Annotated in this window: 25 protein-coding genes; 11 read left to right on the top strand and 14 right to left on the bottom strand. The window is 60.2% G+C overall.

Annotated features, from left to right (window positions below; translation table 11 throughout):
* Positions 1–8 precede the first annotated feature (8 nt).
* The 3 genes from AC1RR7_RS06490 to AC1RR7_RS06480 form a co-directional block, all read right to left on the bottom strand.
* A complete protein-coding gene (locus AC1RR7_RS06490; RefSeq protein WP_096820297.1) occupies positions 9–482 on the bottom strand; it encodes an LEA/WHy family protein in 474 nt (157 codons plus the stop codon).
* A 70-nt stretch (positions 483–552) separates the two neighbouring features.
* Positions 553–2019, bottom strand: a complete 1467-nt coding sequence (locus tag AC1RR7_RS06485; protein WP_096820298.1) for a nucleobase:cation symporter-2 family protein — start codon at positions 2017–2019, stop codon at positions 553–555.
* A gap of 99 nt (positions 2020–2118) precedes the next feature.
* A complete protein-coding gene (locus AC1RR7_RS06480) occupies positions 2119–3018 on the bottom strand; it encodes a LysR family transcriptional regulator (RefSeq protein ID WP_493156707.1) in 900 nt (299 codons plus the stop codon).
* Positions 3019–3118: 100 nt separating this feature from the next.
* Between AC1RR7_RS06480 and AC1RR7_RS06475 the strand changes: the two genes are divergently transcribed.
* The 7 genes from AC1RR7_RS06475 (at position 3119) to AC1RR7_RS06445 (ending at position 8733) form a co-directional block, all read left to right on the top strand.
* A complete protein-coding gene (locus AC1RR7_RS06475) occupies positions 3119–4210 on the top strand; it encodes a polyamine ABC transporter substrate-binding protein (RefSeq protein WP_493156705.1) in 1092 nt (363 codons plus the stop codon).
* 29 nt (positions 4211–4239) lie between these two features.
* Positions 4240–5199 carry an agmatinase gene (gene speB, locus AC1RR7_RS06470; RefSeq protein WP_064381781.1) on the top strand — a complete coding sequence of 320 codons (960 nt, stop codon included), beginning with the start codon at positions 4240–4242 and terminating at the stop codon, positions 5197–5199.
* A gap of 88 nt (positions 5200–5287) precedes the next feature.
* On the top strand, positions 5288–6004 hold the full coding sequence (locus AC1RR7_RS06465) for a helix-turn-helix transcriptional regulator (protein ID WP_096820301.1): 717 nt from the start codon (positions 5288–5290) through the stop codon (positions 6002–6004).
* Positions 6005–6055: 51 nt separating this feature from the next.
* Positions 6056–6397, top strand: coding sequence for a nuclear transport factor 2 family protein (locus AC1RR7_RS06460; protein ID WP_273536359.1), 342 nt, complete (start codon positions 6056–6058; stop codon positions 6395–6397).
* A 22-nt stretch (positions 6398–6419) separates the two neighbouring features.
* Entirely contained in the window at positions 6420–7538 is a 1119-nt protein-coding gene (gene zapE / locus AC1RR7_RS06455; RefSeq protein WP_273536358.1) for a cell division protein ZapE, read from the top strand.
* 17 nt (positions 7539–7555) lie between these two features.
* Complete coding sequence (locus tag AC1RR7_RS06450; RefSeq protein WP_273536357.1) at positions 7556–8137, top strand: DinB family protein; 582 nt, start codon at positions 7556–7558, stop codon at positions 8135–8137.
* Positions 8138–8235: 98 nt separating this feature from the next.
* Complete coding sequence (locus AC1RR7_RS06445; RefSeq protein ID WP_096820305.1) at positions 8236–8733, top strand: GNAT family N-acetyltransferase; 498 nt, start codon at positions 8236–8238, stop codon at positions 8731–8733.
* Positions 8734–8818: 85 nt separating this feature from the next.
* Here AC1RR7_RS06445 and AC1RR7_RS06440 read toward each other — a convergent pair whose 3' ends face one another.
* The 4 genes from AC1RR7_RS06440 to AC1RR7_RS06425 all read right to left on the bottom strand — a co-directional run bounded on the left by AC1RR7_RS06440 (position 8819) and on the right by AC1RR7_RS06425 (position 13746).
* The gene (locus tag AC1RR7_RS06440; RefSeq protein ID WP_085731093.1) at positions 8819–9025 is read right to left on the bottom strand and encodes a DUF2790 domain-containing protein; all 207 of its coding nucleotides are present in this window, start codon (positions 9023–9025) and stop codon (positions 8819–8821) included.
* Between the two features lie 183 nt (positions 9026–9208).
* A complete protein-coding gene (locus AC1RR7_RS06435; RefSeq protein ID WP_493156702.1) occupies positions 9209–11455 on the bottom strand; it encodes a TonB-dependent siderophore receptor in 2247 nt (748 codons plus the stop codon).
* A 146-nt stretch (positions 11456–11601) separates the two neighbouring features.
* Entirely contained in the window at positions 11602–13350 is a 1749-nt protein-coding gene (locus AC1RR7_RS06430; RefSeq protein WP_192560824.1) for a phosphoethanolamine transferase CptA, read from the bottom strand.
* A gap of 213 nt (positions 13351–13563) precedes the next feature.
* Positions 13564–13746 carry a DUF6026 family protein gene (locus AC1RR7_RS06425; RefSeq protein ID WP_096820309.1) on the bottom strand — a complete coding sequence of 61 codons (183 nt, stop codon included), beginning with the start codon at positions 13744–13746 and terminating at the stop codon, positions 13564–13566.
* Positions 13747–14018: 272 nt separating this feature from the next.
* Here AC1RR7_RS06425 and gnd point away from each other — a divergent pair, with 272 nt between their 5' ends.
* Genes gnd through AC1RR7_RS06410 form a run of 3 tightly spaced genes read left to right on the top strand, consistent with a single transcriptional unit; the run spans position 14019 to position 17325 of the window.
* Positions 14019–14999 carry a phosphogluconate dehydrogenase (NAD(+)-dependent, decarboxylating) gene (gene gnd / locus AC1RR7_RS06420; protein WP_096820310.1) on the top strand — a complete coding sequence of 327 codons (981 nt, stop codon included), beginning with the start codon at positions 14019–14021 and terminating at the stop codon, positions 14997–14999.
* On the top strand, positions 14996–16519 hold the full coding sequence (zwf, locus tag AC1RR7_RS06415; protein ID WP_273536353.1) for a glucose-6-phosphate dehydrogenase: 1524 nt from the start codon (positions 14996–14998) through the stop codon (positions 16517–16519). The genes gnd and zwf overlap by 4 nt, the downstream gene beginning before the upstream one ends.
* Positions 16516–17325 (top strand): HAD family hydrolase, encoded by an 810-nt coding sequence (locus AC1RR7_RS06410; protein WP_102621337.1) that lies wholly within the window; start codon positions 16516–16518, stop codon positions 17323–17325. Before zwf ends, AC1RR7_RS06410 begins: the two co-directional genes overlap by 4 nt.
* Before the next feature lie 45 nt (positions 17326–17370).
* On the opposite strand, the gene nhaB is transcribed toward AC1RR7_RS06410, so the two are convergent.
* From nhaB to AC1RR7_RS06395, 3 genes are all read right to left on the bottom strand, one after another.
* A complete protein-coding gene (gene nhaB, locus AC1RR7_RS06405; RefSeq protein WP_096820313.1) occupies positions 17371–18873 on the bottom strand; it encodes a sodium/proton antiporter NhaB in 1503 nt (500 codons plus the stop codon).
* A gap of 90 nt (positions 18874–18963) precedes the next feature.
* Positions 18964–20253 (bottom strand): hypothetical protein, encoded by a 1290-nt coding sequence (locus AC1RR7_RS06400; protein WP_493156699.1) that lies wholly within the window; start codon positions 20251–20253, stop codon positions 18964–18966.
* A gap of 282 nt (positions 20254–20535) precedes the next feature.
* Positions 20536–20802 (bottom strand): hypothetical protein, encoded by a 267-nt coding sequence (locus tag AC1RR7_RS06395; RefSeq protein WP_096820315.1) that lies wholly within the window; start codon positions 20800–20802, stop codon positions 20536–20538.
* A gap of 344 nt (positions 20803–21146) precedes the next feature.
* On the opposite strand from AC1RR7_RS06395, the gene AC1RR7_RS06390 reads away from it, so the two are divergent.
* Entirely contained in the window at positions 21147–22472 is a 1326-nt protein-coding gene (locus AC1RR7_RS06390) for a sigma-54 dependent transcriptional regulator (RefSeq protein ID WP_096820316.1), read from the top strand.
* An 81-nt stretch (positions 22473–22553) separates the two neighbouring features.
* Here AC1RR7_RS06390 and fapF read toward each other — a convergent pair whose 3' ends face one another.
* From fapF to fapC, 4 genes are all read right to left on the bottom strand, one after another.
* Positions 22554–23861, bottom strand: a complete 1308-nt coding sequence (fapF, locus tag AC1RR7_RS06385) for a fibril amyloid transporter FapF (RefSeq protein ID WP_096820317.1) — start codon at positions 23859–23861, stop codon at positions 22554–22556.
* A gap of 45 nt (positions 23862–23906) precedes the next feature.
* A complete protein-coding gene (fapE, locus tag AC1RR7_RS06380) occupies positions 23907–24653 on the bottom strand; it encodes a fibril amyloid subunit FapE (protein ID WP_096820318.1) in 747 nt (248 codons plus the stop codon).
* 44 nt (positions 24654–24697) lie between these two features.
* Positions 24698–25378 carry a fibril amyloid maturation endopeptidase FapD gene (gene fapD / locus AC1RR7_RS06375; RefSeq protein WP_096820319.1) on the bottom strand — a complete coding sequence of 227 codons (681 nt, stop codon included), beginning with the start codon at positions 25376–25378 and terminating at the stop codon, positions 24698–24700.
* 63 nt (positions 25379–25441) lie between these two features.
* Entirely contained in the window at positions 25442–26464 is a 1023-nt protein-coding gene (fapC, locus tag AC1RR7_RS06370) for an amyloid-like fimbrin subunit FapC (RefSeq protein ID WP_102621334.1), read from the bottom strand.
* Between the last annotated feature and the right edge of the window lie 50 nt (positions 26465–26514).

The raw sequence follows: 26514 nt of genomic DNA, 5'->3' as shown, positions 1-26514 counted from the left end.
CCGCATCTTTACCAGGTTGCGGCACTGGCCTTGGGCAGACTGAGCTTGCCGGAATCGACGAAGCGCATGGTGCCAAACACACCGCCCGCCAGTTTGCCGCGCAATACGTAAGGCAGATTGTCGAGGGTTTGGGTCTGGCTCAGACCCAAAGTCTGGCGCAGCACCGAGAACGCCGAAATGCTCACCGGGACGCTGACAATGGCTTCGGAGAACCGTGGAATGGAACCGCTTTGATCGCTGACACCGGAAGCGAACGAATGACCGTTGACGTCAAGGTCCAGCGCAATGCCGTTGTAGTCGATGGCGGTTTCGTTGGGGTTCTGCACCCGCAGCTTGATGGCGAAGCGCACTTCCAGATCCTGGCTCGGCAGCGGTTCGACGCCGACCACGTTGATGTTCACCGGATCACGATTGGGAAACAGCGCACAGGCGCTGAGGGAGAGCAGAAGCAGGGACAGGATGACGGCTTGGATGCGGCGCATTGATGCTCTCTCATTGAAAAAGGGCTGAACCGTTGCCGGTATCAGCCCTTTTTTCATCGAGCGGACAGGATCAACGGTTCAACTGTGCGACAGCGGCCTTTGATGCGGGTTCAGCTTTGGCCGGTACGTCCGGGTTTTCCATGACCTGAAGGATAGAGGCTTCCGGGTCGAAGTCATCTTCTTCCAGTTCGATGAACTCTTCCGGCAGGAAGATATTCAGTACGATCGCACACAGCGCGCCAACGGTGATCGGCGACTCGAAAATATTGCGCAGCGCCTGCGGCAACTCACGCAGCACTTCCGGCACGGCGGCAATGCCCAGGCCCATACCGAGGGAAATGGCCACGATCAGCATGTTGCGACGATGCAGGCCGGCCTCGGCGAGGATCTTGATCCCGGCCACGGCCACGGTGCCGAACATCACCAGTTCCGCGCCGCCGAGCACCGGTTTCGGCATCAGTTGCAGCACCGCGCCGATCATCGGGAACAGGCCCAGCAACACAAGCAGACCGGCAATGAAAAACGCGACGTAACGGCTGGCCACACCGGTGAGCTGAATCACCCCGTTGTTCTGGGCGAAGGTCACCATCGGCATGCTGTTGAACACGGCCGCCATGGCCGAGTTGAGGCCGTCGGCGAGCAGCCCGGACTTGATTCGGCGGATGTACAGCGGGCCTTTGACTGGCTGCCGGGAAATCATTGAGTTGGCGGTCAGGTCTCCGGCAGCTTCGAGCGGCGACACCAGGAAAATCACCGCCACCGGCACAAACGCCACCCAGTCGAAGTTGAAACCGTACTTGAACGGCACCGGCACGCTCACCACTGGCACTTCCGGCAGATTGGCGAAATCCACGGTGCCCATCAGCCACGCCACCACGTAGCCGAGGGTCAGGCCGATGACGATCGCGCCCAGGCGCAGGAACGGCACGTCGACCCGGTTCAGCACCACGATGGTGCCGAGCACCAGCGCCGCCAGGAACACATGGCTGGCCGCGCCCAGATCCGCTGCGCCGAAGCCGCCGGCAATGTCGGTCATCGCCACCTTGATCAGCGACAGGCCCATCAGGGTGATGATGGTGCCGGTCACCACCGGGGTGATCAGCATGCGCAATTTGCCGATGAACTGGCTCAGTACCACTTCGATGAAGGCTGCAAAGAAGCACACGCCGAAGATCGTCGACAGGATCTCATCGGTGCCGCCGCCCCGGGCCTTGACCATGAAGCCGGCGCTGAGAATCACGCTGATAAAGGAAAAGCTGGTGCCTTGCAGGCACAGCAGTCCCGAACCGACCGGGCCGAAACGCTTGGCCTGAACGAACGTGCCGAGGCCGGACACGAACAGCGCCATGCTGATCAGGTACGGGATTTCGCTTTGCAGACCGAGGGCGCCGCCCATGATCAGGGTCGGGGTGATGATGCCGACGAAGCTGGCCAGCACGTGTTGCAGCGCGGCAAACACCGTGGCGGTGAAGTGCGGTCGGTCGTTGAGACCGTAGATCAAATCGTTGTTGCGCGGGGCTTTTTCAGAGACGGTCATGGTGGTTTGCGTGCCGCAATGCGGGGCCGGGTCGGAAAATGGGTGCGCAGGATGCCGCAAGCGGGGAGCGAGGGCAACGCATTAAAACTGCCCAAAAGGTCAGGTTCGACCAAAGGCTGACAGCAGATCTTCTTCAAATGCCTTCTGCGCATCCCCCGGCACCTGCGCTCGATGGCGGGCCAGATGGAACGCCACTTCAAAGCTCAACTCACCCTCGCGCACCGGGCGCAGCAAGCCTTTGTCCTGCCATTGGCGCGCGTAATGGTTGGGCAGATAACCGACGTGCTTGCCGGACAGAATGAAGGCGAGGGTGCCTTCGACCTGCTCGGAGCGCGCCGAACACAGCTTGCCCTGAAACGGCTCGTCACTGCGCAGGAACCGATAGGGGTGATCGACCCGGTCGCAGGCCAGCAGCGCTGCGTCATCGGGTGCATCGTCGGTGAACAGCGGATGGCCAGGCGCGCAGTACAAATGCTGGGTTTCGCTGAACAGCTCGCGGTAATCAAAGGCGCTCTGCACCTGGGAGAAATAACCGATGGCCAGGTCCAGCCGCTGTTGCAGCAGCAGGCGCTCCATTTCGCCGGGCATGGCGCTGATCAGCTCGATGCGCACCGATTCGTCCCGTTCGCGAAAACGCCGGATCGCCTCAGCCACCCGTTGCAGCACCGATTGATCGACCGCTTCCGACAGGCCCAGGCGCACTTCGCCGATCAGGCGCCCGGCGACGCCGTTGGATTGATGGCGGAAGGTTTCGATCGAATCGAACAGACTGCGCGCGGCAATCAGCAGTTGTTCGCCCTTGGGCGTCAGGCTGAAACCGCCCTTGCCACGGTTGCACACCCGATAGCCGAGGCGGGTTTCCAGCTTGGCCATTTGCTGGCTGATGCTCGACTGGCTCAGCCCCAGTTCGCCTTGGGCGGCGCTGAAACCATTGGACTCGACCACCCCGAGAAACAGGCGCAGCAGCTGCAAATCGACATCGTGGAGTTGACCGAGCATCACATTAGCCTTGGATAAAGTCAGGTTAACAAACTTGATATTTCTGGAATGTATCCGACGGCGCATCCTGAGACCACTTCCTCCGGTCAGGTGTTTCGTCATGGCTCCCTTGTTCAAGCTGTGTTTACCCGCGCTGTTGCTCTCTGTCTCCATCGCCGCCCAGGCCGAGGACAAGACGCTCAACCTCTACAGCTGGGCCGATTACGTGGCGCCTGAAACCCTGCAGCGCTTCGAAAAGGAAACCGGCATTCACGTGCGCTACGACACCTTCGATACCTCCGAGGTGCTGGAAACCAAGTTGCTTACCGGCGGCAGCGGCTACGACGTGGTGGTGCCGTCATCCAGCGTGCTGGCACGGGGGCTCGCTGCTGGCGCGTTGAAGGAAATCCCTCACGACGGGCTCAAGGGTTACGCCAATCTCGATCCGGACCTGCTGGAAAAACTCGCGGCCGTCGACCCGGGCAATCGCTATGGCGTGCCGTACACCTGGGGCACGCTCGGTCTGGGCATGAACGTTGAAGCGGTCAAGCAACGGCTGCCGGATGTGCCGCTCAACAGCCTCGATCTGCTGTTCAAGCCCGAATACGCCAGCAAGCTCAAGGACTGCGGGATCGCCATTCTCGATTCCCCGCAGGAAGTGATCGGCCTGGCGTTGCACTACCTCGGTAAAGATCCCTACAGCACCGACAAGAACGATCTGGCCGCCGCCGAAGCCTTGTTGCAGAAGTTGCAGCCCTCGGTGCTTTACGTCGCCACGGGCCGGCAGATCAGTGATCTGGCCAACGGCAGCGTGTGCCTGGCGCTGACCTACAACGGTGACGCAAGCATGGCCGCCGATCAGGCGCGCAAGGCCAACAAGCCGTTTGAAGTCGCTTACCGGATTCCGAAAGAAGGCACGCTGGTGTGGCAGGACAACCTGGCCATCCCCAAAGACGCGCCGCACCCGGAGGCCGCTCGGGCCTTCATCGAGTTCATGTTGCGCCCCGAATCCGTGGCGACGCTGACCAATACGTTGTTCTTCGCCACCGCCAACCAGGCCGCCACGCCGCTGGTGGACGAAGCGGTGCGCAACGATCCGGACATTTACCCGAAACCCGAAGTGCGCGAGCGGCTGTACGCCGACCGCAGCATGAGCCTCAAGGACATGCGTCAGCGCACGCGCTTGTGGACCACTTTCCGTAGCCATCAATAACGCTGGATAAAAACCAAAGGAGCACACCGATGGACGTGCCAATGCAGAACGATCAGGCCCTGACCCGTGACAGCCTCTACGGCACCGCTGCCGAAAGCACCTACGCCGGGATCACCAGTTTCATGCGCCGGCGCTACAGCCGCGACTTGCGCGGCGTGGACGTGGCCGTCAGCGGCGTGCCGTTCGACACCGCCACCAGCAACCGTCCGGGCGCACGTTTCGGGCCTCGCGGAATTCGTGCCGCGTCCACCGGGATTGCCTGGGAACGGCACTGGCCGTGGGCGTTCGACCCGTTCGATCATCTGGCGGTGATCGATTACGGCGATTGCGACTTCGATTACGGTTCGCCGCACACGATTCCGGAAAGCATCGAGGCCCACGCCGAGCACATCCTCAGTTCCGGCAGCGCCATGCTCACGTTCGGTGGCGATCACTTCATCAGCTACCCGCTGCTCAAGGCCCATGCGCGCAAGCACGGCACGCTGTCGCTGATTCACTTCGACGCCCACAGCGACACCTGGCCGGACGAGGGCGGCAAACGGGTCGATCACGGCACCATGTTCTGGCACGCGGCGCGGGAAGGGCTGGTGGATCCGGCGCGCTCGGTGCAGATCGGTTTGCGCACCACCAATGACGATCATCAGGGCTTTCAGGTGCTGGACGCACGGCAGGTACATCGCCGGGGCTGCGAAGCGATTGTCGAGGCGATTCGTGCGCGGGTCGGGGACAACCCGGTGTACCTGACATTCGACATCGACTGCCTGGATCCGGCCTTCGCACCGGGCACCGGGACGCCGGTCTGCGGCGGGTTGAGCACGGTGCAGGCACTGGAAATCCTTGGCGGTCTGCGTGGGATCAATCTGGTGGGCATGGACGTGGTGGAAGTGGCCCCGGCCTACGACCACGCAGACGTGACATCGCTGGCGGCGGCGACGCTGGCCATGGAGATGCTGTGTCTGTACGCGGCAAGGCACAAAGTCGACGCGTGATCGGCTCTGAGCCTGGTGAAAGCTCCTGACAATTTCTGACACCAGGCTCTGCTAAGCTCCGGCAAATTTCTGCCCGGAGCCTCACACTGTGTCGCGCACCACTCGTCTACTGACTTTGCTGCAAGTGCTTCGCGGCAAGAAACGCCCGGTCACTGCGGCGACGCTGGCGTCCGAGCTGGAAATCTCCGAGCGCACCCTCTATCGCGACATCGCCGAATTGACCGCACTCGGGGCGCCGATCCACGGCGAGGCGGGCATTGGTTATGTCTTGCGCAGCGGCCTGTTTCTGCCGCCGCTGATGCTCAACGCCGACGAGACAGAAGCCATCGTCCTGGGCCTGCGCTATGTCGATCAGCGTGGCGACGAGGTCCTGAGCAAAGCCGCAGCCGACGCTTTGGCGAAAATCGCTGCGGTGCTGGATCCCCAGGCCCAGGAGGCGATGCGCAATCCGACGGTCATGCCCGGGCCGCCCGGTTACGGCTTTCCGCAGAACGCAGTGCCGTTGAATGTGTTTCGTCAGGCGATCCGCGATCAGGCCAAGCTGCACATCGATTACGCCGACGCACAACAGGTGCCGAGCCAGCGCTTGATCTGGCCGTTGGCGCTGGGGTTTCTCAACGAGGTGCGGATCATTGTGGCGTGGTGCGAGTTGCGCAGCGCGTATCGCACGTTCCGAACCGACCGGATCTCAGCGGCCAGTCTGCAGGGCGAGCGATATCCAGGACGTCGCAGCGACCTGCTGCGCACTTGGCAGCGGCAGATGCAACTGGATGAAAACGGGCGTTTCACTCCTGACAAAAACTGACGCAGGGCTGTTCTAGGATGGCGACAGAACCCGAAAAAAGGAGCTGCACTCATGTTCCATCCCACCTCGATACTCGCCCCGGCCATCGTTGAGTACATCAACGCCGCCAACGCTCGCGATACGTCCCGGGTCGGCAGTTTTTTTGCCGAGGACGCCCACGTGTTCGATGAAGGCAATCATCAGGTCGGCCCGCAGGCCATCGCCCACTGGATGCAAGACACCGCCCGACGCTATCAGCCACGAGTCGAAGTACTGGGCGTCCAGCAGCGCACCGGCAAAGTGCTGGTGCAAGGGCTGATTTCCGGGACGTTTCCCGGCAGCCCGCTGGAATTGCGTTACACCTTTCGCCTCAACGAGCAGGGCAAAATCGCACGGCTGGATATTTCCGTGTAGCCATCGTGGCATACTGCCGCGCATGACTTTCGACTCTCCCCTAAGCGCCTGGCAACATGCCGTCGAGCACAAGGGCTTCATCCAGGATGAAGCCCAGGAGCACGCGGTCTGGGCGTTGCAAAAATGCCATGAAGCCCTGCACGCCGGTGCCCGATCGGTCACCGGCGTTTACTTGTGGGGGCCGGTCGGGCGCGGCAAGACCTGGCTGATGGACCAGTTCCATCAAAGCCTGCGGGTGCCGGCCCGGCGTCAGCACTTTCATCACTTCATGGGCTGGGTCCATCAGCGCTCGTTTCAACTGACCGGCATCGCCGATCCGCTGCGGGCATTGGCCCGGGAACTGGCGGCCGAAGTGCGGGTGCTGTGCTTCGATGAGTTGTTCGTCAATGACATTGGCGATGCGATCATCCTCGGCCGGTTGTTCCAGGTGATGTTCGACGAAGGCGTGGTGGTGGTCTGCACCTCCAACCTGCCGCCGGATCAGTTGTATGCCGACGGATTCAACCGTGACCGCTTCCTGCCGGCGATCACGGCGATCAAGCAGCATATGCAGGTGGTCGCGGTGAACGGCGCCGAGGACCATCGTTTGCATCCGGGCGCCCTCGAGCAGCGCTACTGGGTGGCGGCGCCGGAGCAGGATTGCGCGCTGGCCGGGGTGTTCGATGCGTTGGCGGCCGGGCAGGACGCCAGCTCCGAACCGGTGCCGGTCGGCTACCGCGCCTTGAATGTGGTGAAGGCCAGCGAGTCCGTGTTGTGGTGCCGTTACGCGGATTTGTGCGAGCAACCGTTCGCGGCCATGGACTTCATCGCGCTGTGCGACACCTACAGGGCTATTCTGTTGAGCGAGGTGCCGAACCTGAGCGCGCAAAAGCGTGAAGGGCGGATCGCCCGTGGCACCGAAGACGGTGCCGAGCGGGTAGTGGCCGGGGATCGCGAGTTGCCGCAACTGTCGGTGCACGATGACGGTGTACGGCGCTTCATCGCGCTGGTCGACGAGTGCTACGACCGCAAGGTGCCGCTGTACATCGAGGCCGATGTGCCGATGGACGCGCTGTACACCGAGGGTTATCTGGAATTCCCGTTCCGCCGGACCCTCAGCCGCTTGCAGGAGATGCAGCTGCAACGCTTTGCCGACACTTGATGCACGGAGGGTGCGACATGACTCAGCCACTGTCCCATCACTTGCTGACCCAGGCTTATCAGAACGCCTGGGCCAACCATCGACTGGCCAAGGCCTGGCTGCAACTCGACGATGCACAACTGGCGGCGCCCAGGGTGAGTTTCTTCCCGAGCCTTCGCCTGACCCTCAATCACATCCTCACCTGCGACTGGTTCTACGTCGATGCGCTGGAGCGCGAGTTGCGCGGTGATGAGCCGCATCCCGATTGCTATGTGTTTTTCAACGTGGATGAACCCTTCACCGAGGCGCAGGCCTTGCGCCGTGAGCAGGCCCATGTCGATCGCCGCTTGATCGCTTATTGCGAGCAGCTGCGCGATGCCGATCTGGGGCGCATCGTCACCATCGCCCGCGACACGCCGCAGCACGACAGCCGTCTGCGGATGATTTCGCACCTGTTCGAACACCAGATCCACCATCGTGGTCAGGTCCACGCCATGCTCAGCGGCACACCGGTGAAACCGCCGCAACTGGATGAGTTCTTCTGTGTCGGCGAGTCCGGCTTGCGGGCCGAGGATTTCGCCGAACTGGGCTGGACGGAAGAACTGATCTGGGGCCACTGAAACGGCTGGGTTGTGGCCGGGGGCCGCCTCGCGCTAAGGTCGGACAGCCTATCAGTGCGTATCAAACGTGCCGGGGCCCCGTGCGATCGAGGAAGGAAATGGATTCCGCAGAGATTCTTGTGCTTCAAGCCAGCTATACCAATCCGGTGCATGCCGAGGCCATCGGTGTGGTGCTCAATCATTACGCCGAAGACCCGATGGGCGGCGGCCATCCGATTGCCCCTGAACTGTTGCAGCAACTGCCCGCAGAACTGGCCAAGCGGCCTCACGCGTTCAGTGTCCTGGCCTTTGTCGGCGGCGAACCGGCAGGGCTGGTGAACTGCTTTGAAGGGTTTTCGACCTTTGCCTGCAAGCCGCTGGTCAACGTCCATGACGTGTCGGTGGTAACGAAGTTTCGAGGCCTGGGGCTGAGCCAGAAAATGCTGCGCAAGGTCGAGGACATCGCCCGTCAGCGCGGGTGCTGCAAGATCACCCTGGAAGTGCTCGAAGGTAACGCCGTGGCCCAGGGTTCCTACGCAAAATTCGGTTTTGCTCCGGGCATGTTCGACCCGAGTCACGGGCGCATGCTGTTCTGGATCAAGGAATTGCAGGCATAAAAAAAGGCGCCCGAAAAGGGCGCCCAACTGTCATCTGCGAAGCCAGAGCGGAGCCATCGCAGGTCCATCGGTAAACCTGTCTACATCAAGGACGGTAATGTTCGGTGACCTGTGCGGTCTGGTCGTCCGGGACGCGAAGCTCGTTGGCTTTCGTGTCTGTCTGCTGGCTTTGTTCGGTGTGGACCGGGAAGTTCTCCCAGTGATATCGCATCCGCTCGGCGCCGCCCTCGGCGAAAGCGCTGGCGGATGCAATGGCGAGTAGACCGGCAAGGATTGCAGTCGTGGTTTTCATGGTGCCTCCTACGAAAAAAGTCGGAGCCGTTCATCCATGAATCAGAACCTCGGGGCGCAGTGTCCGTCGAGGGCATTAACCAAGGGTTAACGCGCGTTCCGTGCAGGTTTTACCGAATGTTTCCAAGGGTGGCGGACAAAGGCTGCACGCGCCGCTGACGCGTGCAGCTCGCGGGGAAGGGCGTCAGAGTTTCCAGTCGAGGCTCAGCGTCACCGTGCGCGGATCGCCCCAGAACACGCCGTTGTAGAAGCCGACGTTGTCGTAATACTTCTTGTCAAACAGGTTGTCGACGTTCAGCGATGCCGACAGGTGTTTGTCGAACTCATAACGCGACATCAGCTTGACCACCGAGTAGGCGCCCTGACTGATTCGTGTCCGTTCGGTGATGACCCGGCCATTGGCACCGCGCCCGACCGGGCGGTTGGAATTGCCGTAGACGTCACTCTGCCAGTTCACCGCGCCACCCACGGTCAGGGCGCTCCAGTCGCCCGGCAAGCGATACGCGGTGGAGACGCGAAGCATGTTCAGCGGCTGGTTGGTGTTGGTGCGGTTTTTCTCGCCGTTGAGTGCGTGGGTGTAGGTGTAGCCGGCGGTCATGTTCCAGCCGTCATGGACTTCACCCGAGAGCTCGGCCTCGAAACCGTTGACCTTGTTGCCTTTGCCGCCGCTCTTGTAGAACTCCTCACCGGTGACCGGATCCGGTGGTACCGAGTCGTCGAGCTCGGCGACGTTGTCCTGCTTGCTCCAGAACACGGCCGTGGCCAGGTTCAGGCGCTCGTCCAGCAGGCTGCCCTTGAGGCCTATTTCATAGTTGCTGCCGACCACCGGCTCAAGGAATTTGCGATTGGCGTCGCGGTATTCCTGAGGGTTGAAGATGTCGGTGTAGCTGGCATACACGGTGTATTCGGGCGTCAAGTCGTAGAGCAGCCCCGCGTATGGCGTCCACATATCGTTGTGTTGCTGGCGGCTGGCGTCGACCGCGCTCACTTGCCGATTGTCGTCATACGTATTGTCGGCTTTTGACGCTTTCCAGCTGCCGTAGCGGCTGCCGAGTACCGCATGCAAGTCATCGGTGAAACTCAGGCGAGTGGCCAGATAGCCTGCTTTCTGGCGGGTGCTGGAGGTGGAGCCGGTCAAACTTGTGACGGTGTCAGGAAATTTGGCGATATCGCCCATGTATTTCCAGTCGCGAATCCGCCCGTAACCCGGTGGAAACGTGCCGTCGATCGTATAAGGGGAGCGCTCGCTGCGCTCGGCCTCGCCATAACCGAACATCATCTCGTGTTCGCGACCGAACAGCGCATAGGGGCCCGACACGTTGAAGTCATAGGTCTTCATTTTTTGCGTGCCGATCATGTGTGATATGTAGGCCGCCATCCCGCTGCGGTCGTCTGCGGGAAAACCGGTGCCGCCGTAGTAGACCTTGCCGTCGGTATCGCTCTGGCGATGGGTGTACGCCGCTTTCAAGTGCCAGCCGCCCGCCAGTGCCTGATCGAGGGTGGCGAAAGCGGTCTTGTCCTCGATCGGCCATGAACTCCATGACGTTGCCATGTTGGTCGAGCGGCCCAGACCGGCCTTGCCGCCGTCGGCATTCCAGTAGGGCACCGTGCCCCATGAGCTGCCTTGTACGTGCTTGTTCTGATAGTCATAGCCGACCGCGAGCACGGTCGATTCCGTCAGGTCGCCTTCGAGAATGCCGTAGCCGACTTCCCGTTGCAGCGCGTAATGGTCGCGAATTGACTGGCTGTCGCGATACGCCAGCACGCTGCGTCCGCGCAAACGGCCGTCGAAAGCAAGCGGGCCGCCCACGTCCACGTAGCTGTAGTAATCGTCGTAGCTGCCGCCGCTGAACCCGGCCAGCGCCTGCAATTGCGCGGTAGGGCGCTTGCGTACCATGTTGATGGTGGCCGAAGGATCACCTGCGCCGGTGGTCAGGCCGGTGGCGCCCCGTACCACTTCGATACGGTCGTAAATGATCGTGTCGGAATCGGACTTCATCCGGCTGAAGGTGTTGAGCATCCCGTCGATCTGGAAGTTGTTGATCGAGTAGCCGCGAGACGAATAGTTGACCCGGTCCGAGTCGTAATGCTGAACCACAACGCCCGTGGTCTGGCTCATGGCTTCGGACAATGTACCGAGCTTGAAATCATCCATCTGCTGGCGGGTCACCACGGACACCGATTGCGGGGTTTCCTTGATCGACAGGTTCAACCGCGTGGCCGTGCTCATGGCGCCGGTGGTGTAGGAAGCGGTGTCTTCAGTCGTACTGCCCAATCCTTGGGCGGTGACGTTGGTGGAGGCCAGCTCGAGTGCCGGAGCGGCGGCTTCAGGCTGTTTTTCGGCGTCGGTTTCAGCCAGCAGATCCGGGCTCAATGCAGCACTGCACAGGCCCAGGGTGAGGGTCATGGAACGGGTGATGGGCGCGAACATCGCAGCCGACTCCTTGTCTTCGAGAGAAAATTTCCTTTGGTTCAAAGACGAAGAGGGGGAGTGCGATTTAGTAACAAACGAGAAATATTGTCATTTCGAGGTATTGCGACAGCATGAAAAAAGGGCCGTTTCCGGCCCTTTTCAGGTTATTGCTTGACGACTTCCTTAGGCGCTTCGTCGGGCTTTTTCGGCTTCATCAGGCTGAAGTCGATCAAGGCTCGCTGCTCACGTTCGTAAGGGTTGCCGATCAGCAACGGACGCTGTTTGAAGCTGTCGCTGACCACGCTTTTGCTGCGGTCCAGTTCATCGAAGCTCAAACCCGCCAGGTCTGCCCAGGTGTGGATCAGGTGCGCACTGCTGTAAGGCCGGCTCAAGTCAGCGGCGAAACTCCAGTCGTGGTTTTCACGCCACTTCGGCGACGCCCAGGCCATGAACGGAATGGTGTACATCGGCGCGGTCGGTTTGTTTTCGTTACGGCCCAGGGTGTTGTGGCCCACCGAGTCGAACACGTCTTCACCGTGGTCGGAGAGGTACAGCAGGAAGCCGTTCGGATCGGACTTGGCGTAGTCCTTGATCAGGCTCGAGACCACGAAGTCGTTGTACAGCACTGCGTTGTCGTAACTGTTGTAGGTCGGCACCTGGTCGTCACGCACGCCGGCCGGCACGCCGTTGCGGTCCTGGAACTTGTCGAAGGTCGGTGGATAACGGTACTGGTAGCTCATGTGCGTGCCGAGCAGGTGCACAACGATCAGCTTGCGCGGTGCTGGATCGGTCAGAGCCTTGTTGAACGGCTCGATCACATCGCCATCGTATTGCGCGGCGTTCTGGTTGCGGTTGTTGTTCAGGTACACCTGCTCGTCGGCCTGTTCGGAGAAGGTCGTGAGCATGGTGTTGCGCTTGGTCATGGTCTGCTGGTTGGTGATCCAGAACGTCTTGTAGCCGGCCTGTTTCATCATGCTGACCAGCGACGGCGTGGACAGGTACAGATCCGGGTTCTCTTCGTCGGCGAAGGTCAACACCTGCTGCAACGCCTCGATGGTGTACGGGCGCGGGGTGACGACGTTATCGAAGACCGAGAGTTGATCCTTGAGCTTGTCCAGTTCCGGTGTGGTCTTGCGCTGATAGCCATAGAGGCTCATGCGCTGACGGTTGGTCGACTCGCCGATCACCAGCACCAGGGTCGCAGGCTGATTGGCGCCAGCGTCCTTGAGGTTGTGCAGCGGCGGGATCTTGCTCGCGCTGTCGAGCATGCCCTGCATTTCGCCCAGGGTCTCGAGGTAACGGTGGTAGGCCACGGCCATCTGCCAAGGCACGGCCGGTTCGATGCGGGTTTCGAACTTCTCGAAACCGCCGGCGAAGCTGCCGGTGCGCTGAGTCTGCTTGATCAGCGGATAACCGACCACCGCGATCAGAATCGCCATGGCTGCCACGAAGGCCCGGCCGCGCGGCATGTAGACCGGACGCAGGCGGGTCCACAGGAAGTAGGCGAACGCCGTGTGAGCGAGGAACGCAGGGATCATCCACCAGGCAAAGTACTGGGTCATGTACTCGCCGGCTTCCGACACGTTCGACTCGAACATGATGAAGATGACGCTCTGGGAGAATTCCTGCTGATAAATGAAGAAGTAACCCAGACTGGCCATCGAGCAGGCCCACAACACCACGCCGATCAGGGCGGCGAGCAGACGGGTGCGTTTGGGGAACAGCAGCATCGGTGCCAGCCACACCGCGCTCATCACGAACGCCTGGCGGAAGCCGGAGAATCCGGAGGTGCCGGTCAGCTGGATCAGCAGTTGAGTGATACCGGAGAAGTACCAGAAGAAAACAAACAGCCAGAGGAACCCGGCCCAGTCAAAACCTGCCGCAGCAGTTTTGCTGCGTTTGAACAATGCCATTCAGCACTCCAACTCGATCACCATTACCACCGCCGGGACGTTTCATGAACCAGAGCATGAAAACCGACGAACGGAAGCCGCGCGCAGACACGCACGACAGAATGGGCCGGAGTATCAACAAGCGAATGTGAAAACTTCGTTAGTTGCCGCAAATGGCAGAGAGCGGATCATGTCGGGAACAGCAGGGCAGCGGCTCCCGGATCAGGCGGGCGGTCAGGCGTGGGGTAAGCGCTGTACGCGGGGCAGAGGCTGCGGCTCAAGGCCCTGGGTCATCAGGCGCAATTGCGCCAACTCTTGTTTAAGCTGGTCGCGTTCGTCTTTCAACTGACGCAGTTCATCGCGACGGATCGTGACATACAGGGTTTGTGGCGGCATTGCTGTGTGTACTGTGCCCATTGCTCACCTCGCAAATGGCGTGTCTCAACTGCAGGTCAGCCCCGGTTTCGAGCCTTGACCTGCTATCGGCGCCGATTTTGGTTTCTTTTGCCCGCGAATGGAACTTTTTTATTTTTCATGGTCGTTGTGTCTTCGGCACGTTTCCCGACGTTATCAGTCTGGATCGGGCACAATGCCCGGAAACTTCACACCGACGCTCTGGACTAACCTCCATGAGAGCGTTGGGCTATAACCTTTGACACACTTTTATTTGTAGTAAGGAGCATCAGCACATGCAACTCGGGATTATTGGACTGGGCCGCATGGGCGGCAATATTGCACGGCGTCTGATGCTCAACGGTCACACCACCGTTGTTTACGACCGCAATACCGCCTTTGTCGATACCCTGGCCGCCGAGGGCTCTACCGGAGTCGCCGATCTTCCTGCACTGGTCGCAGGCCTGGCCAAGCCGCGTGCCGTGTGGGTCATGCTGCCGGCCGGCGCGCCGACCGAAGACACCATCGAAACCCTGAGCACTCTGCTCGAGGCGGGCGACACCATCATCGATGGTGGCAACACCAACTATAAGGACGACATCCGCCGGGCCAAGACCCTGGCCGAGAAAGGCCTGCACTACATCGACGTCGGCACCTCCGGCGGCGTCTGGGGCCTGGAGCGTGGCTACTGCATGATGATCGGCGGCGATGCCGAGACCGTTAAGCGTCTGGACCCACTGTTCGCCGCTCTGGCGCCAGGCATGGGCGACATCCCGCGCACCAAGGACCGCAAGTCCGATGACTCGCGTGCCGAGCACGGCTACATCCACGCAGGTCCTGCCGGCGCCGGTCACTTCGTGAAGATGATCCACAACGGTATCGAGTACGGCATGATGGCGGCCTTCGCCGAAGGCTTCGACATCCTCAAGACCAAGTCCAGCGAGCGCCTGCCGGAAGATCAGCGTTTCGACCTGAACGTGGCTGACATCGCCGAAGTCTGGCGTCGTGGCAGCGTGGTGTCGTCGTGGTTGCTCGACCTGACCGCCGACGCCCTGGCCAGCGATCCGAAACTCGACGGTTTCTCGGGCTCCGTGGCTGACAGCGGCGAAGGCCAATGGACCATCGAAGCGGCCATGGAACAAGCGGTGCCGGTCCCGGTGCTGTCCAACTCGCTGTTCTCGCGCTACCGCTCCCGCGGCCAGGGCACCTTCGGCGACAAGATCCTCTCGGCCCAGCGTTTCGGCTTTGGTGGCCACGTGGAGACGCCTAAGAAATGACCCATACGATCCGCAGGAAATCCAAGGCAGACCCCGCGCCACCGACCACGCTGTTTCTGTTCGGCGCCCACGGTGATCTGGTCAAGCGCCTGCTCATGCCGGCGCTGTACAACCTGAGTCGCGACGGCCTGCTGGATGATGGCCTGCGGATCGTCGGCGTTGACCACAACGCCATCACGGATGAAGCCTTCGCCAAAAAGCTCGAAGACTTCATCCGCACCGAAGTGGCGGCGAAGGTCGGCAAGGGCGATCAGATACTTGATCCGGCCTTGTGGGCCAAGCTCGCCAAAGGTATCAGCTACGTCCAGGGCGACTTCCTGGACGACAGCACTTATTCCGCGCTGGCGGCGAAAATCGCCGACAGCGGCACCGGCAACGCGGTGTTCTACCTGGCCACCGCGCCGCGTTTCTTCAGCGAAGTGGTGCGCCGTCTTGGCGCTGCGCGTTTGCTGGAGGAAACACCCGACGCTTTCAGAAGGGTGGTGATCGAAAAGCCGTTCGGCTCCGACCTGCAGACCGCCGAGGCGTTGAACGCCTGCCTGCTAAAGGTCATGTCGGAAAAGCAGATCTACCGGATCGATCACTATCTGGGCAAGGAAACCGTGCAGAACATTCTGGTCAGCCGGTTCTCCAACAGCCTGTTCGAAGCGTTCTGGAACAATCACTACATCGACCACGTGCAGATCACCGCCGCTGAAACCGTTGGCGTCGAGACCCGTGGCAGTTTTTACGAACACACCGGCGCCCTGCGGGACATGGTGCCCAATCACCTGTTCCAGTTGCTGGCGATGGTGGCGATGGAGCCACCGGCCGCATTCGGCGCCGATGCGGTACGGGGCGAGAAGGCCAAGGTGGTCGGGGCGATCCGCCCGTGGACCACTGAAGAGGCGCGGGCCAACTCGGTGCGCGGCCAGTACAGCGCTGGCGAAATCGACGGCAAGCCGCTGGCCGGTTATCGCGAAGAAGCCAACGTCTCGCCCGAAAGCACCACCGAAACCTACGTGGCGCTCAAGGTGATGATCGACAACTGGCGCTGGGTTGGCGTGCCGTTCTACCTGCGCACCGGCAAGCGCATGAGCGTGCGCGACACCGAGATCGTCATCTGCTTCAAACCGGCGCCGTATGCGCAGTTCCGTGACACCGAGGTCGATGAGTTGCAGCCGACCTACCTGCGCATCCAGATCCAGCCCAACGAAGGCATGTGGTTCGACCTGCTGGCGAAACGGCCGGGGCCGGCGCTGAACATGGCCAACATCGAACTGGGCTTCGCCTACAAGGATTTCTTCGAAATGCAGCCGTCCACCGGCTACGAAACCCTGATCTACGACTGCCTGACGGGTGACCAGACGCTGTTTCAGCGCGCCGACAACATCGAGAACGGCTGGCGTGCGGTGCAACCGTTCCTCGATGCCTGGCAACAGGACGCGAGCGTGCAGAGTTATGCCGCGGGCGAAGACGGGCCTCAGGCTGCCGATGATCTGCTGACTCGCGATGGTCGCGTCTGGCATGGTCTCGGATGAGTGAGCCGATCCGTTTTCTGTTGAGCGACATGGACGGCACGCTGTTGCTGCCCGATCACAGTCTGAGCCAGCGCACCATTGATGCCGTTCGTGCGCTGCGTGAGGCGGGCGTGTTGTTCAGCCTCGCCACCGGGCGCCCGCCCAAAGCCATGTTGCAGCAGATCGAAGCCCTGGGCGTCGATCTGCCGACCGCCGCCTTCAACGGCGGCACGATCGTCAACCCGGACGGCAGCATTCTGGTCGCACATTACCTGCCGGCCACGGTAGCGTTGACGGCACTGGCGCTGTTCGCCGATCAGCCGGATGTCGAAATCTGGGTGTTCAGCGGTGGTGACTGGCTGCTCAAGGATCCCCACGGACCGATGGTCCCGCGTGAGCAGCATGGCCTCGGTTATCCGCCGGTGGTGGTCGACAGTTTCGAGCCGTACCTGGAGCATATCGACAAGATCGTGGCGACCAGCAACAACACCGGACTGTTGATCGAGCTGGAGGCACGTTTGCTGGCGAAGGTCGAGGGCATGGCGCAGGTGTCGCGTTCGCAACCGGTGTATCTGGACGTGACGGCACTCGACGCCAACAAGGGCGCGGCTCTGGCTACTATTGCCGGTCATCTCGGCGTGCCGCTGGCGCAGACCGCAGCGATTGGCGATGGCGGCAATGATCCGGCGATGTTCCATGTCGCCGGACTGTCGATCGCCATGGGTCAGGCAGAAGACGCCGTGAAGCGTCAGGCGGACGTGGTGACCGGGCCGAACACCGAGGACGGTGTGGCTCAGGCCATCGAGAAATACATGTTACCGCTCTGATCGACGCATAAAAAAACGGGAGCCCAAGGGCTCCCGTTGTTGTTTCTACAGCCAGTAACTCACGGCATACCAGCCCAGCAACCCCATCACCACGGTGTAGGGCAACGCCATCCACACCATTCGCCCGTAGGACAACCGCACCAGCGGTGCAATCGCCGACGTCAGCAGAAACAGAAACGCAGCCTGACCATTGGGCGTCGCCACGCTCGGCAGATTGGTGCCGGTGTTGATCGCGATGGCCAGCGTCTCGAAATGTTCACGGCTCATATGGCCGGACAGGAATGCCTGTTTGACCTCGGTGATGTAGATCGTCGCCACGAACACGTTGTCACTGATCGCCGACAACAGACCGTTGGCGATGAACAGCATCCCCGGTTGCTGCTCGGCGGGCAAGGCCAGCACCCACTGAATCAGCGGCACGAACAGTTGCTGATCATGGATCACCGCCACCACGGCAAAAAACACCACCAGCAAGGCTGTAAACGGCATGGCGTCCTTGAACGCGCTGCCCAGTCGATGCTCGTCAGTGATGCCGGTGAAAGCGGTGATCAGCACAATGACCATCAAACCGATAAGGCCCACTTCGGCGATGTGGAACGCCAGCCCGGCAATCAGGATCAATGCGGCTGCGCCCTGTACCAGCAGCGCGGCACGTTGACGCGGGGTGCGTTCGGCATCGTCTTCGCTGGCGTAGTTGGCGAGAACCGCGCGGACGTTGTCCGGCAGCAAGGTGCCGTAGCCGAACCAGCGCAGCTTCTCCAGCAACATACAGGTCAACAGACCGGCCACCAGCACTGGCAGGGAAACCGGCGCGACCTTGAGGAAAAACTCGGCGAAGTGCCAACCCATCTCATGGCCGATCAGCAGGTTCTGCGGCTCGCCAACCAGCGTGCAGACGCCGCCCAGCGCAGTGCCGACGGCGCCATGCATCAGCAGACTGCGCAGGAAAGCGCGGAACTGTTCCAGATCCTCGTGATGCAGCTTGGGCAGGTGTTGATCGTCGCTGAATTCGCTGTCCTGACGCGGATCGTTGCCGGAGGCGACCCGGTGGTAGACCGAATAGAAACCGACGGCGGCGCTGATGATCACGGCGGTCACGGTCAGTGCGTCGAGAAAGGCCGAAAGAAACGCCGACAAGAAGCAGAACATCAGCGCCAGCAGCATCTTCGAACGCACGCCCAGCAGCAGGCGCGAGAACAGAAACAGCAGCAGATCCTTCATGAAGTAGATGCCGGCGACCATGAACATCAGCAGCAGAATCACCGGAAAATTGTGCTGCAACTCTTCGTACAGCGCCTGGGGCGTGGTCATCTTCAACAGCAGCGCTTCGATCAGCAGCAAGCCGCCAGGCATCAGCGGATAGCACTTGAGCGCCATGGCCAGGGTGAAAATGAATTCGATCACCAACAGCCAGCCTGCGGCGACAGGACCTGCCGACCACAGCACCACGGCGTTGAGAATCAGGAACCCGACGATGCACGCCTTGTACCAGCGGGGCGAATGCCCGAGAAAGTTGTGCGCGAACGCCTGGGCCATCGAACCGGACATCGGTTGCTCCTTGCTTTAAGAAGCGCGCAAGTTGCCGTAAGCGTTGAGCAAGATCAAGCGCAGGAGGTTTCGATTTCCGGATTTGCCGTTTTATGGGTTCAGATAACGCACCACCACGGCGCGGTAGTTGCCATCCAGTGAATAACCGCCGACCAGAATTCCACCTTGCGGTTGCAGTGCCAGCGATGTGGCGGTGTCGAGACTGCGGCCCAGTCGCGTACGCAGCCAGCCGTGACCGGCACCGAAACTTTGGTCGAGACGACCGTCGGCCAGATAGCGGGCGACGATGAAATCAGCCTCGACCCCGCCAATCGTCGCGCCTGCCGCGATGAGTCGACCGTCCGACATACGTTGCGCAGCACTCCACTGGCAGCCGCTGGGGCCGATGTCCAACAGGTTGGGCTGACCGTTGTTGCAGTGCAGGTCTGGGCGACCATTGCTGTGAATTGACAGCGCCATGCACCGGATCGGGTCGCGGCTGCTGCCAAAGCAATGCAAACGGTCCATGGACTGGATGACCTGATTGACCAGCGCACTGTGCCCCTGGGCCTTGAAGGCCAGGAATCCGTCCAGCGCAAAGCGTTCGTCGAGCTGCCCGTCCGGCAGGTAACGTGCGAGCAGGCCTTCCTGGGGGAAGTCGATCGCGCCGGCCACCACGATTCGCCCGTCCTCTTGCAGCAACAAGCCCCCCAACCAGGTGTTGAGCAGCAAGTGCCGGACCATCACAAAACCTCGACCATTGAAGGTTTCGTCAAGATTGCCGCTGGGCGTGACGCGGATCAGCATGCCGACATGGTCGGCCAATGAGCAGTGGTGGTTGGCAATCAACAGAATATGCCCGTCATCCTGGACGGCGAAATCGCAGGCTTCAGCCCCCGGAACGCCAGGCGGCAGCCAGGTGTCGCGGGTACCCATGGACAGATCGCCGGGCAGGCGAATGATTTTCCGGCCGTTGTCGCCGAAGTCCAGGGCGGGTCGGCCGTGCGCATCGAACAGCGCCAGGGCGGGCAACGTGCGATGTTCGGATTCGTAATGCAGACCTGCCAGCAGGATTCGCCCGTCAGGCAAGACCTGGAGCTTGCTGCCCGTGGCTTCGAAGCCGGAAGTGAACTGGCCGATCACGCTGCCCTGAAAGCCGAAGCCAAGATCCGCAGAGCCATCATCCAGTAGACGCGCCAGGCCGAAACGGCTGCCTTGAGGGGTGACGACCTTGGCGGCGACCAGGATGCGACCTTGCGGGTCGAGCGCTACGTGTTGAGTCAGGCTGGAAGTGCTGCCGGCAAAATAAACCTGAGCCACGCCGTTATTGGCAAATGTCTTGTCGAGTTGTCCGGCGTTATTCGCTAGCGCCGGGAGCGCAATAGCGGTCTGGGTTGACATGCATGCTTCTCCTTGCGAGTTGACCGATACCCGGGAGCCGGGTTGGCAACTGCATGAGCGAAACATTCAATCCCTGTAGACGCACAAGTACAACTGACAGAACTAACAGGTGGAGGGTCGTACTGTGCCAGAACAGTGTCTTTTGGAACCAGTCGCAAGCCTGCCAAGCATTCAGGTGCGAAAGTATTTGGGGAAGTTGTACAAGCAGGCTGAAGTTTAAAAAGATTCGGCAACTAACAGAAAAGGGCGGATGGCTCGAAAACCATCCGCATCGCCCTCGAATCAGTGCGGCATCGACCAGGATTGCAGTGCGTAACCCTCGTCGCTCAGTTCAGCGCGAGCCTGTTGCAACAGGTATTCAAGTTGAGCTGGATCGGAATAGGCACTGCTTGGAATGCGGGTGCGACCAATCTGCGAGTTGGTGCGGTCGATAACGGTCAGGCTCAGTTCGCCATTGCCGTCTTGTGGGGCCCAGGCCACGCATTGGAAAGGTTTAAATGCGTGGTTGGCAATCAAAAGAGCTTCGTTGATACGGAGCGGGGCGGTCATGGGGTCTTCTCTCTATAGTGCCCAATCAAGTGATGTGCCGTCGGTTGGGCTTACCGTTCGGCGAGTTACTTGTACTGATGCACGCAACCCGCTGGCGGGTCACACAGAATTTGAAGAAATTTCGACTTTCTTACATACAATCAGTCAATCGACAGATTTTGAAAGCCTGGTGAAAGATTCAAGTCGATAGCTAACTAATAAAGCAGCTTCTTATAACTGCTTCCCTTGTACATCTATAAGCAATCGATACAAGGCGCCGTCAAATTCTTGCTAATGTTACAGCCAGGTCTGCCAAATGACTGTTTTTACAATCATTTCCTATAATTTGGCGCCAAGGAACAGTCATGAGCGAAGCGCCTGCATTACGACGTTTATTGGTCGTCGACCCTTGTGACGACTGTCACCGATTACTGCCCGGTTTACGCGCTGTCGGCTGGGACGTAGACAGTTGCAGCCTGGAAAATGCCGCTGACCGCAGTTGCGATGTCGGCCTGTTGCGCTTGCAACCTTTTCACCTGGAACGTCCCGAGGCGGTCAAGGAACTGATCAGCCGCAGCGGCACCGAATGGATCGCCGTACTGAATCAGGAAGTGCTGCGCCTGCAGAATGTCGGGGATTTTGTCTGCGAATGGTTTTTCGATTTTCATACCTTGCCGTTCGACGTGTCGCGGGTGCAGGTCACCCTCGGCCGGGCGTTCGGCATGGCACGCCTGCGTGGCCAGGGCACGATTCACGTTGATCAGCCGGAACACGAGTTGCTGGGTGACAGCAAACCGATTCGCGAGCTGCGCAAACTGCTGAGCAAACTCGCACCCACTGAGTCGCCGGTGCTGATACGTGGCGAAAGCGGGACCGGTAAGGAACTGGTCGCCCGCACCTTGCATCGGCAATCGCAACGGCACAGCAAACCGTTCGTGGCCATCAACTGCGGGGCGATTCCCGAGCATCTGATCCAGTCCGAGCTGTTCGGCCACGAAAAAGGCGCGTTCACCGGCGCCCATCAGCGCAAGGTCGGACGCATCGAGGCGGCCAACGGCGGCACCCTGTTTCTGGACGAAATCGGTGATCTGCCACTGGAACTGCAAGCCAATCTGCTGCGCTTCCTCCAGGAAAAACACATCGAGCGAGTCGGCGGCAGCCAGCCGATCCCGGTGGATGTCCGGGTATTGGCGGCCACCCACGTCGACCTGGAAGCCGCGATCGAGAAAAAACGCTTCCGTGAGGACTTGTACTACCGGCTGAATGTGCTGCAAGTCGTGACCGCGCCATTACGTGAGCGCCATGGCGACCTGTCGATGCTGGCCAACCACTTTTCCCATTTCTACAGCCATGAAACCGGCCGTCGTCCGCGCAGTTTCAGCGAAGACGCCTTGATCGCCATGGGTAAACACGACTGGCCGGGCAATGTCCGTGAGCTGGCCAACCGTGTACGCCGGGGCTTGGTGCTGGCCGAAGGGCGGCAGATCGAGGCCCGTGACCTGGGGCTGATCAGCCAACAGTCGATTGCCACACCGATGGGCACCCTCGAAGACTACAAGACCCGGGCCGAACGCCAGGCGTTGTGCGATGTGTTGAACCGGCACAGCGACAACCTCAGCGTGGCCGCCAAAGTGCTGGGGGTTTCACGGCCGACGTTCTACCGCTTGCTGCATAAACACCAGATCCGCTAGGGCGCGGTGCTTCTTCCGGCAAGAAGCTGAAAAGGCCCGCTGCGATGCAAGTCGCAGTGGGCCTTTTCATAGTGTCGCGGTTTAGAAGTAGTACGGGAATTTCAGGCTGAAGGAAAAGTCCGGGGCATCGTCGGTCATGCCGATGGACAGGTTGGGTACGATGGTCAGGTTGTCGGTGGCCGCAATGGTCATGCCGACGTTGAAGTAACCGGCGTTGGCGTCACTGGACACCACCGATTCCCAGTCCGCGCCATCCTGTTTCAGCTTGCTCTTGCGTTGTACAAGGTCAGAGACCGAGAACGACATACTCATTTTTTCGTTCAGTGCGAAGGCTATGCCTGCGCCGATCTGGAAGCTGTCGCCGATACGGACCTTGCCCGGGGTTTTCTGGTTGACCGTGGAACTGATGTCGTCAAACGATTCCTCCAGGTTGTGGGTGTAGGACAAGCTGCCGAACAACACGGCCGGGTCAAACGTCTTGACCAGCGAAACACCCGGGGTGATCGACCAGACGCCGTTGCCGGTCGGCAGGGTGTCAGGCACGAACAGGTTGGTGTTGGCGTCGGTCTGACGCAGCTTGATACCGAACGGGTCCTTGCCGGTCGGGGCTTTCACCCGCAGGGTGACCACCGCGTCCGGGGTGTTGGCCGACTCGTCCAGGAACTTATAGGCGATGCCGAAGTTGACGTCGCCAATGGTCGGATCCCGCGAAACATCCTGTTCCGTGGTGACGTTGGCTGCGCCCTGATTGCCGCCGCCCGACTGATAAGTCGAATCGCGATACACGACCGGCACGTTCACGTCGAACTGCCAGCGGTTATCGAAGTTGTAGCGGCCCGTCAGGTCGAGGGTCCAGGTATCGGCCTTGATCCGGTCGAGGTTGATGTTGCCCAGAAAGATCGAGTCCAGTGCCAGGAAGCCGTTGAGAATCAGCTGGCGAGTGTCATAACGCGAATAGGTTATGCCGGTTTCAAAGCTGAACTTGCCGCCGCCAAAGAAGCCGCTGGCCTCGTCGTACAGGTTGGACACACTCTGTGCAGGTTGCGAATCGTCGGCAAGCGACTGGCCGTAAGAAGCGCCACTGCCCCCGGCGGCGCCCCCCGACGCTGCTGCGGCCCCGGTACCGGTGGCCACTTTCGGATTGCCTTTCATGTCTGCTGGCGATTTGGCCAGACGTTTGGGTGGTGGGGAAGCCGGTTGATCTTCGACCTGGCGGACCCGTTGCTCGAGTACCGCCAGGGCTTTTTGTTGTACTTCGTATCGTTGCTTCAGCTCCAGAAGTTCCTGTTTCAGGGTCTCCACATCCGCATCGGGTGCTGCTTGCAGCATCGCCGCGGGTAGAAGAGTACTCAAACATACAGCGGCACGCAGTGATACTGATCGATACATGAATAAGCCGTCCCTTTAAGCCCAATGATCGAGACTCAGCGTAGTTCAATATCCGATATTGCGTAGTGCTCTGAGTTGACTCAAATTGCAGTCAAGCGCGCCGGCGCTCATGCCGTTATTACTAAGGACAACATTGAGTTGCGTCAGGTTGTTGACGACGTTTGCATTACCGAGCAAACGGGTGTTTTGCAGCAGCCCGCCCTGGGCTACCTGTTGCAGGGCTGTGCCCTGATTGCCTGCGGCCTGGATGGCCATTTGTACGCCACCACCAGTGGCCGAAACGGCGACGCTGCCGGCGGCATTACTGCCGGAAATCGTTTGTCCGGCCATCAAGGCTTGCCCTTGAGCCGGTATCAGCGCCGGTGCCTGGTTGGCTTCCGAAACGTTGATCGCAACGTTGTTGTAGGCCGAGTTGCCGTCGCCGGCGGCGCGAACGCTTTGTGTCACGCCTTGGGAACTGTTGAGTCCTGCGCCACCAATGACTGAGCCGGTACCCGTTTGCAGGGTGCTGCCGTTACCGGTTTCCTTGATGGTCGAGACATAGAATTCGGGTTTTACGGTTGCTGCCTGTAGTTGCATCGCGGTTGAGGCCCCGATCAGATCTCCGCTGGCATTGCGCCAGGTACTGCTCATGACGATGCCGAAGCTGATGATCCGCCCCGGCATGACATAACGACCGCGAAGCTGTGACAGCTCCGAATCCTGGATTTCGATGGGTTTGAATCCTGCATTGGCATAGCCTGAAGCACTCGCTGCCAGGCAGGCAGCGGCCAGCCAGTATGAGGTTTTCATCTGCTGCTCCCGGGACATCCAGCCCCATTCTTTATAATCGGCGATTAAAAGAAGTCGCTCTGTATGAACCCGAAGTCCATCAATTCAGCATCTTTGACGGGGTTGAAGTTATCCAGCTTGTTCTTGGCGGTCAGCGGTGCCGGAGGACTGCGTAATGCATTGGTCTTGTCGTATCCGGGGCCGACGATGGCAAAGACAATGCCGTTCCAACCTTTGACAAAGTCATCATGTTTGTAGCGTTTATGGCCGAGAACCGGGTCTCCGATGTAAACCCAATCCTTGTCCGCTCGCTGCAGCACGACGAAATGCTTGTAGCCGCGAATTTCCATCAGTACCACCACCGGGATAGTGACCGCGTCGAGTTTTTCCGGTGGAATCTTGTAGCCCCTGGCGCGCATGCCGATGCTTTCTATGTAGCGCTTCATGTCCAGCATGGAAAAACCTTGAGTACGGACAAGGTCCTGGTCAGCGTTGACCAGCATGCCTTTGATGATGTGCTCTTCATCGACGTCGAGCCAATAAGCCTGGCGCAGTACCGTAGCCAGTGCGGCGGCGCCGCAGCTGAAATCGGTTTTTTGTTCGACGATGTCGGAAAACTTGCGCTCACGAATGCTTTGCACGTTTTTGTAGACCAGTACGCCACCGGGCAGGGCAGCCACGGGCATCTGGGCAGCCTGGGTCAGACCAGAGAGGCAAAGCAGGGCGAGGAGGGCAGTCTTACGCATGATCGATACGCCTTTGCGGACTGAGGAAAAGCCCCGTTTCCGGGGCTTTCGTTTCGATCGCGATTACATGCAGGCTTTGCAACCTGCAGCGATGGACAGCGAGTTGCTTTGTTGGTTGCCAACGCCAGCAGCGTTGTTGAAGCCACCGTTACCCGACCAGCCATTGCCAACGTTGGTCATGCTGGCATTGTTGGTGACAGGGTTTTTCCAGCCGTCTGGGGTCATCACTTGTTGAGTGGTTACGCCAGCCAGACCGAAGACACCCACGGCAACGAAGTCAGATTTCTGATCTTTGCCGCCGCCGTTGCCGCCGTGGCCTCTGTCGTCGTTGCCATAACCGCCGTGACCATGACCATGATCATCGTCTTTGGTGGTTGCGGTGCCTGCGGCCACGAATACGCCGCCTGCGGTAAATGTGCCAGTGAGCGTATCTTTTTTGTAGGTCTGGGTGCCGTTGTTGGCCACTTGAAGACCGGTGGTGCTTTGGTTGGCGGCGGCAGCGGCTTGCGCTACACGACCACCGGACACAGCGATTGCCAGGTTGTTTTTCTGTTGGTTGAAGTTGCCGGCAGCGTTGTTCACGCCAATGTTACCCGAGCCGCTGTTGCCGACGTTGTTCAGGCTGGCGTTGGCAGTGCTGGAGTAGTTGGCGACACCGTTGTTGGTGTTGACTTGAGTCGCGCTGGAGGCGGATACGGCGGAGCCGAAGATGAAGCTTTCGTCAGCGGTTGCCAGAGCAGCGGCGTTGTCTTGTTGGTTGCCATCGCCAGCGGCGTTGTTCACCCCGATGTTGCCGTTGGCGCCATTGACGGCATTACTCACGCCAGCGTTGTTTTGGGTGCCCTGGTTCAACACGGTGTTACCGCTGTTGTTTTGCACATCAAGCACTGCGGCACCGGCGCCTGCGCCGATTTGCAGCAGTTCTTCCAGGGTTGGGCCTTTTGGATCATGGTCATGACCATGCCCATTGCCGTGCCCGTTACCATGACCGTGATTGTTATCATCACGACCGCCTGCCTGTGCTGCGATTGCCATCACTGCTGCGAGAGCGAAAACCAGTGGTTTGAGGGCCATTGTAGGTTTCATGGTGTTTCTCCGTCGTGCTTATTAGTTGGTTAAGTGTTGGTACTTTCTAA

The organism is Pseudomonas sp. GW821-FHT11G12 (assembly GCF_058808055.1).
The sequence above is the reverse complement of the archived record's forward strand: the minus strand, read 5'-3'. Positions and strand labels throughout refer to the sequence as shown.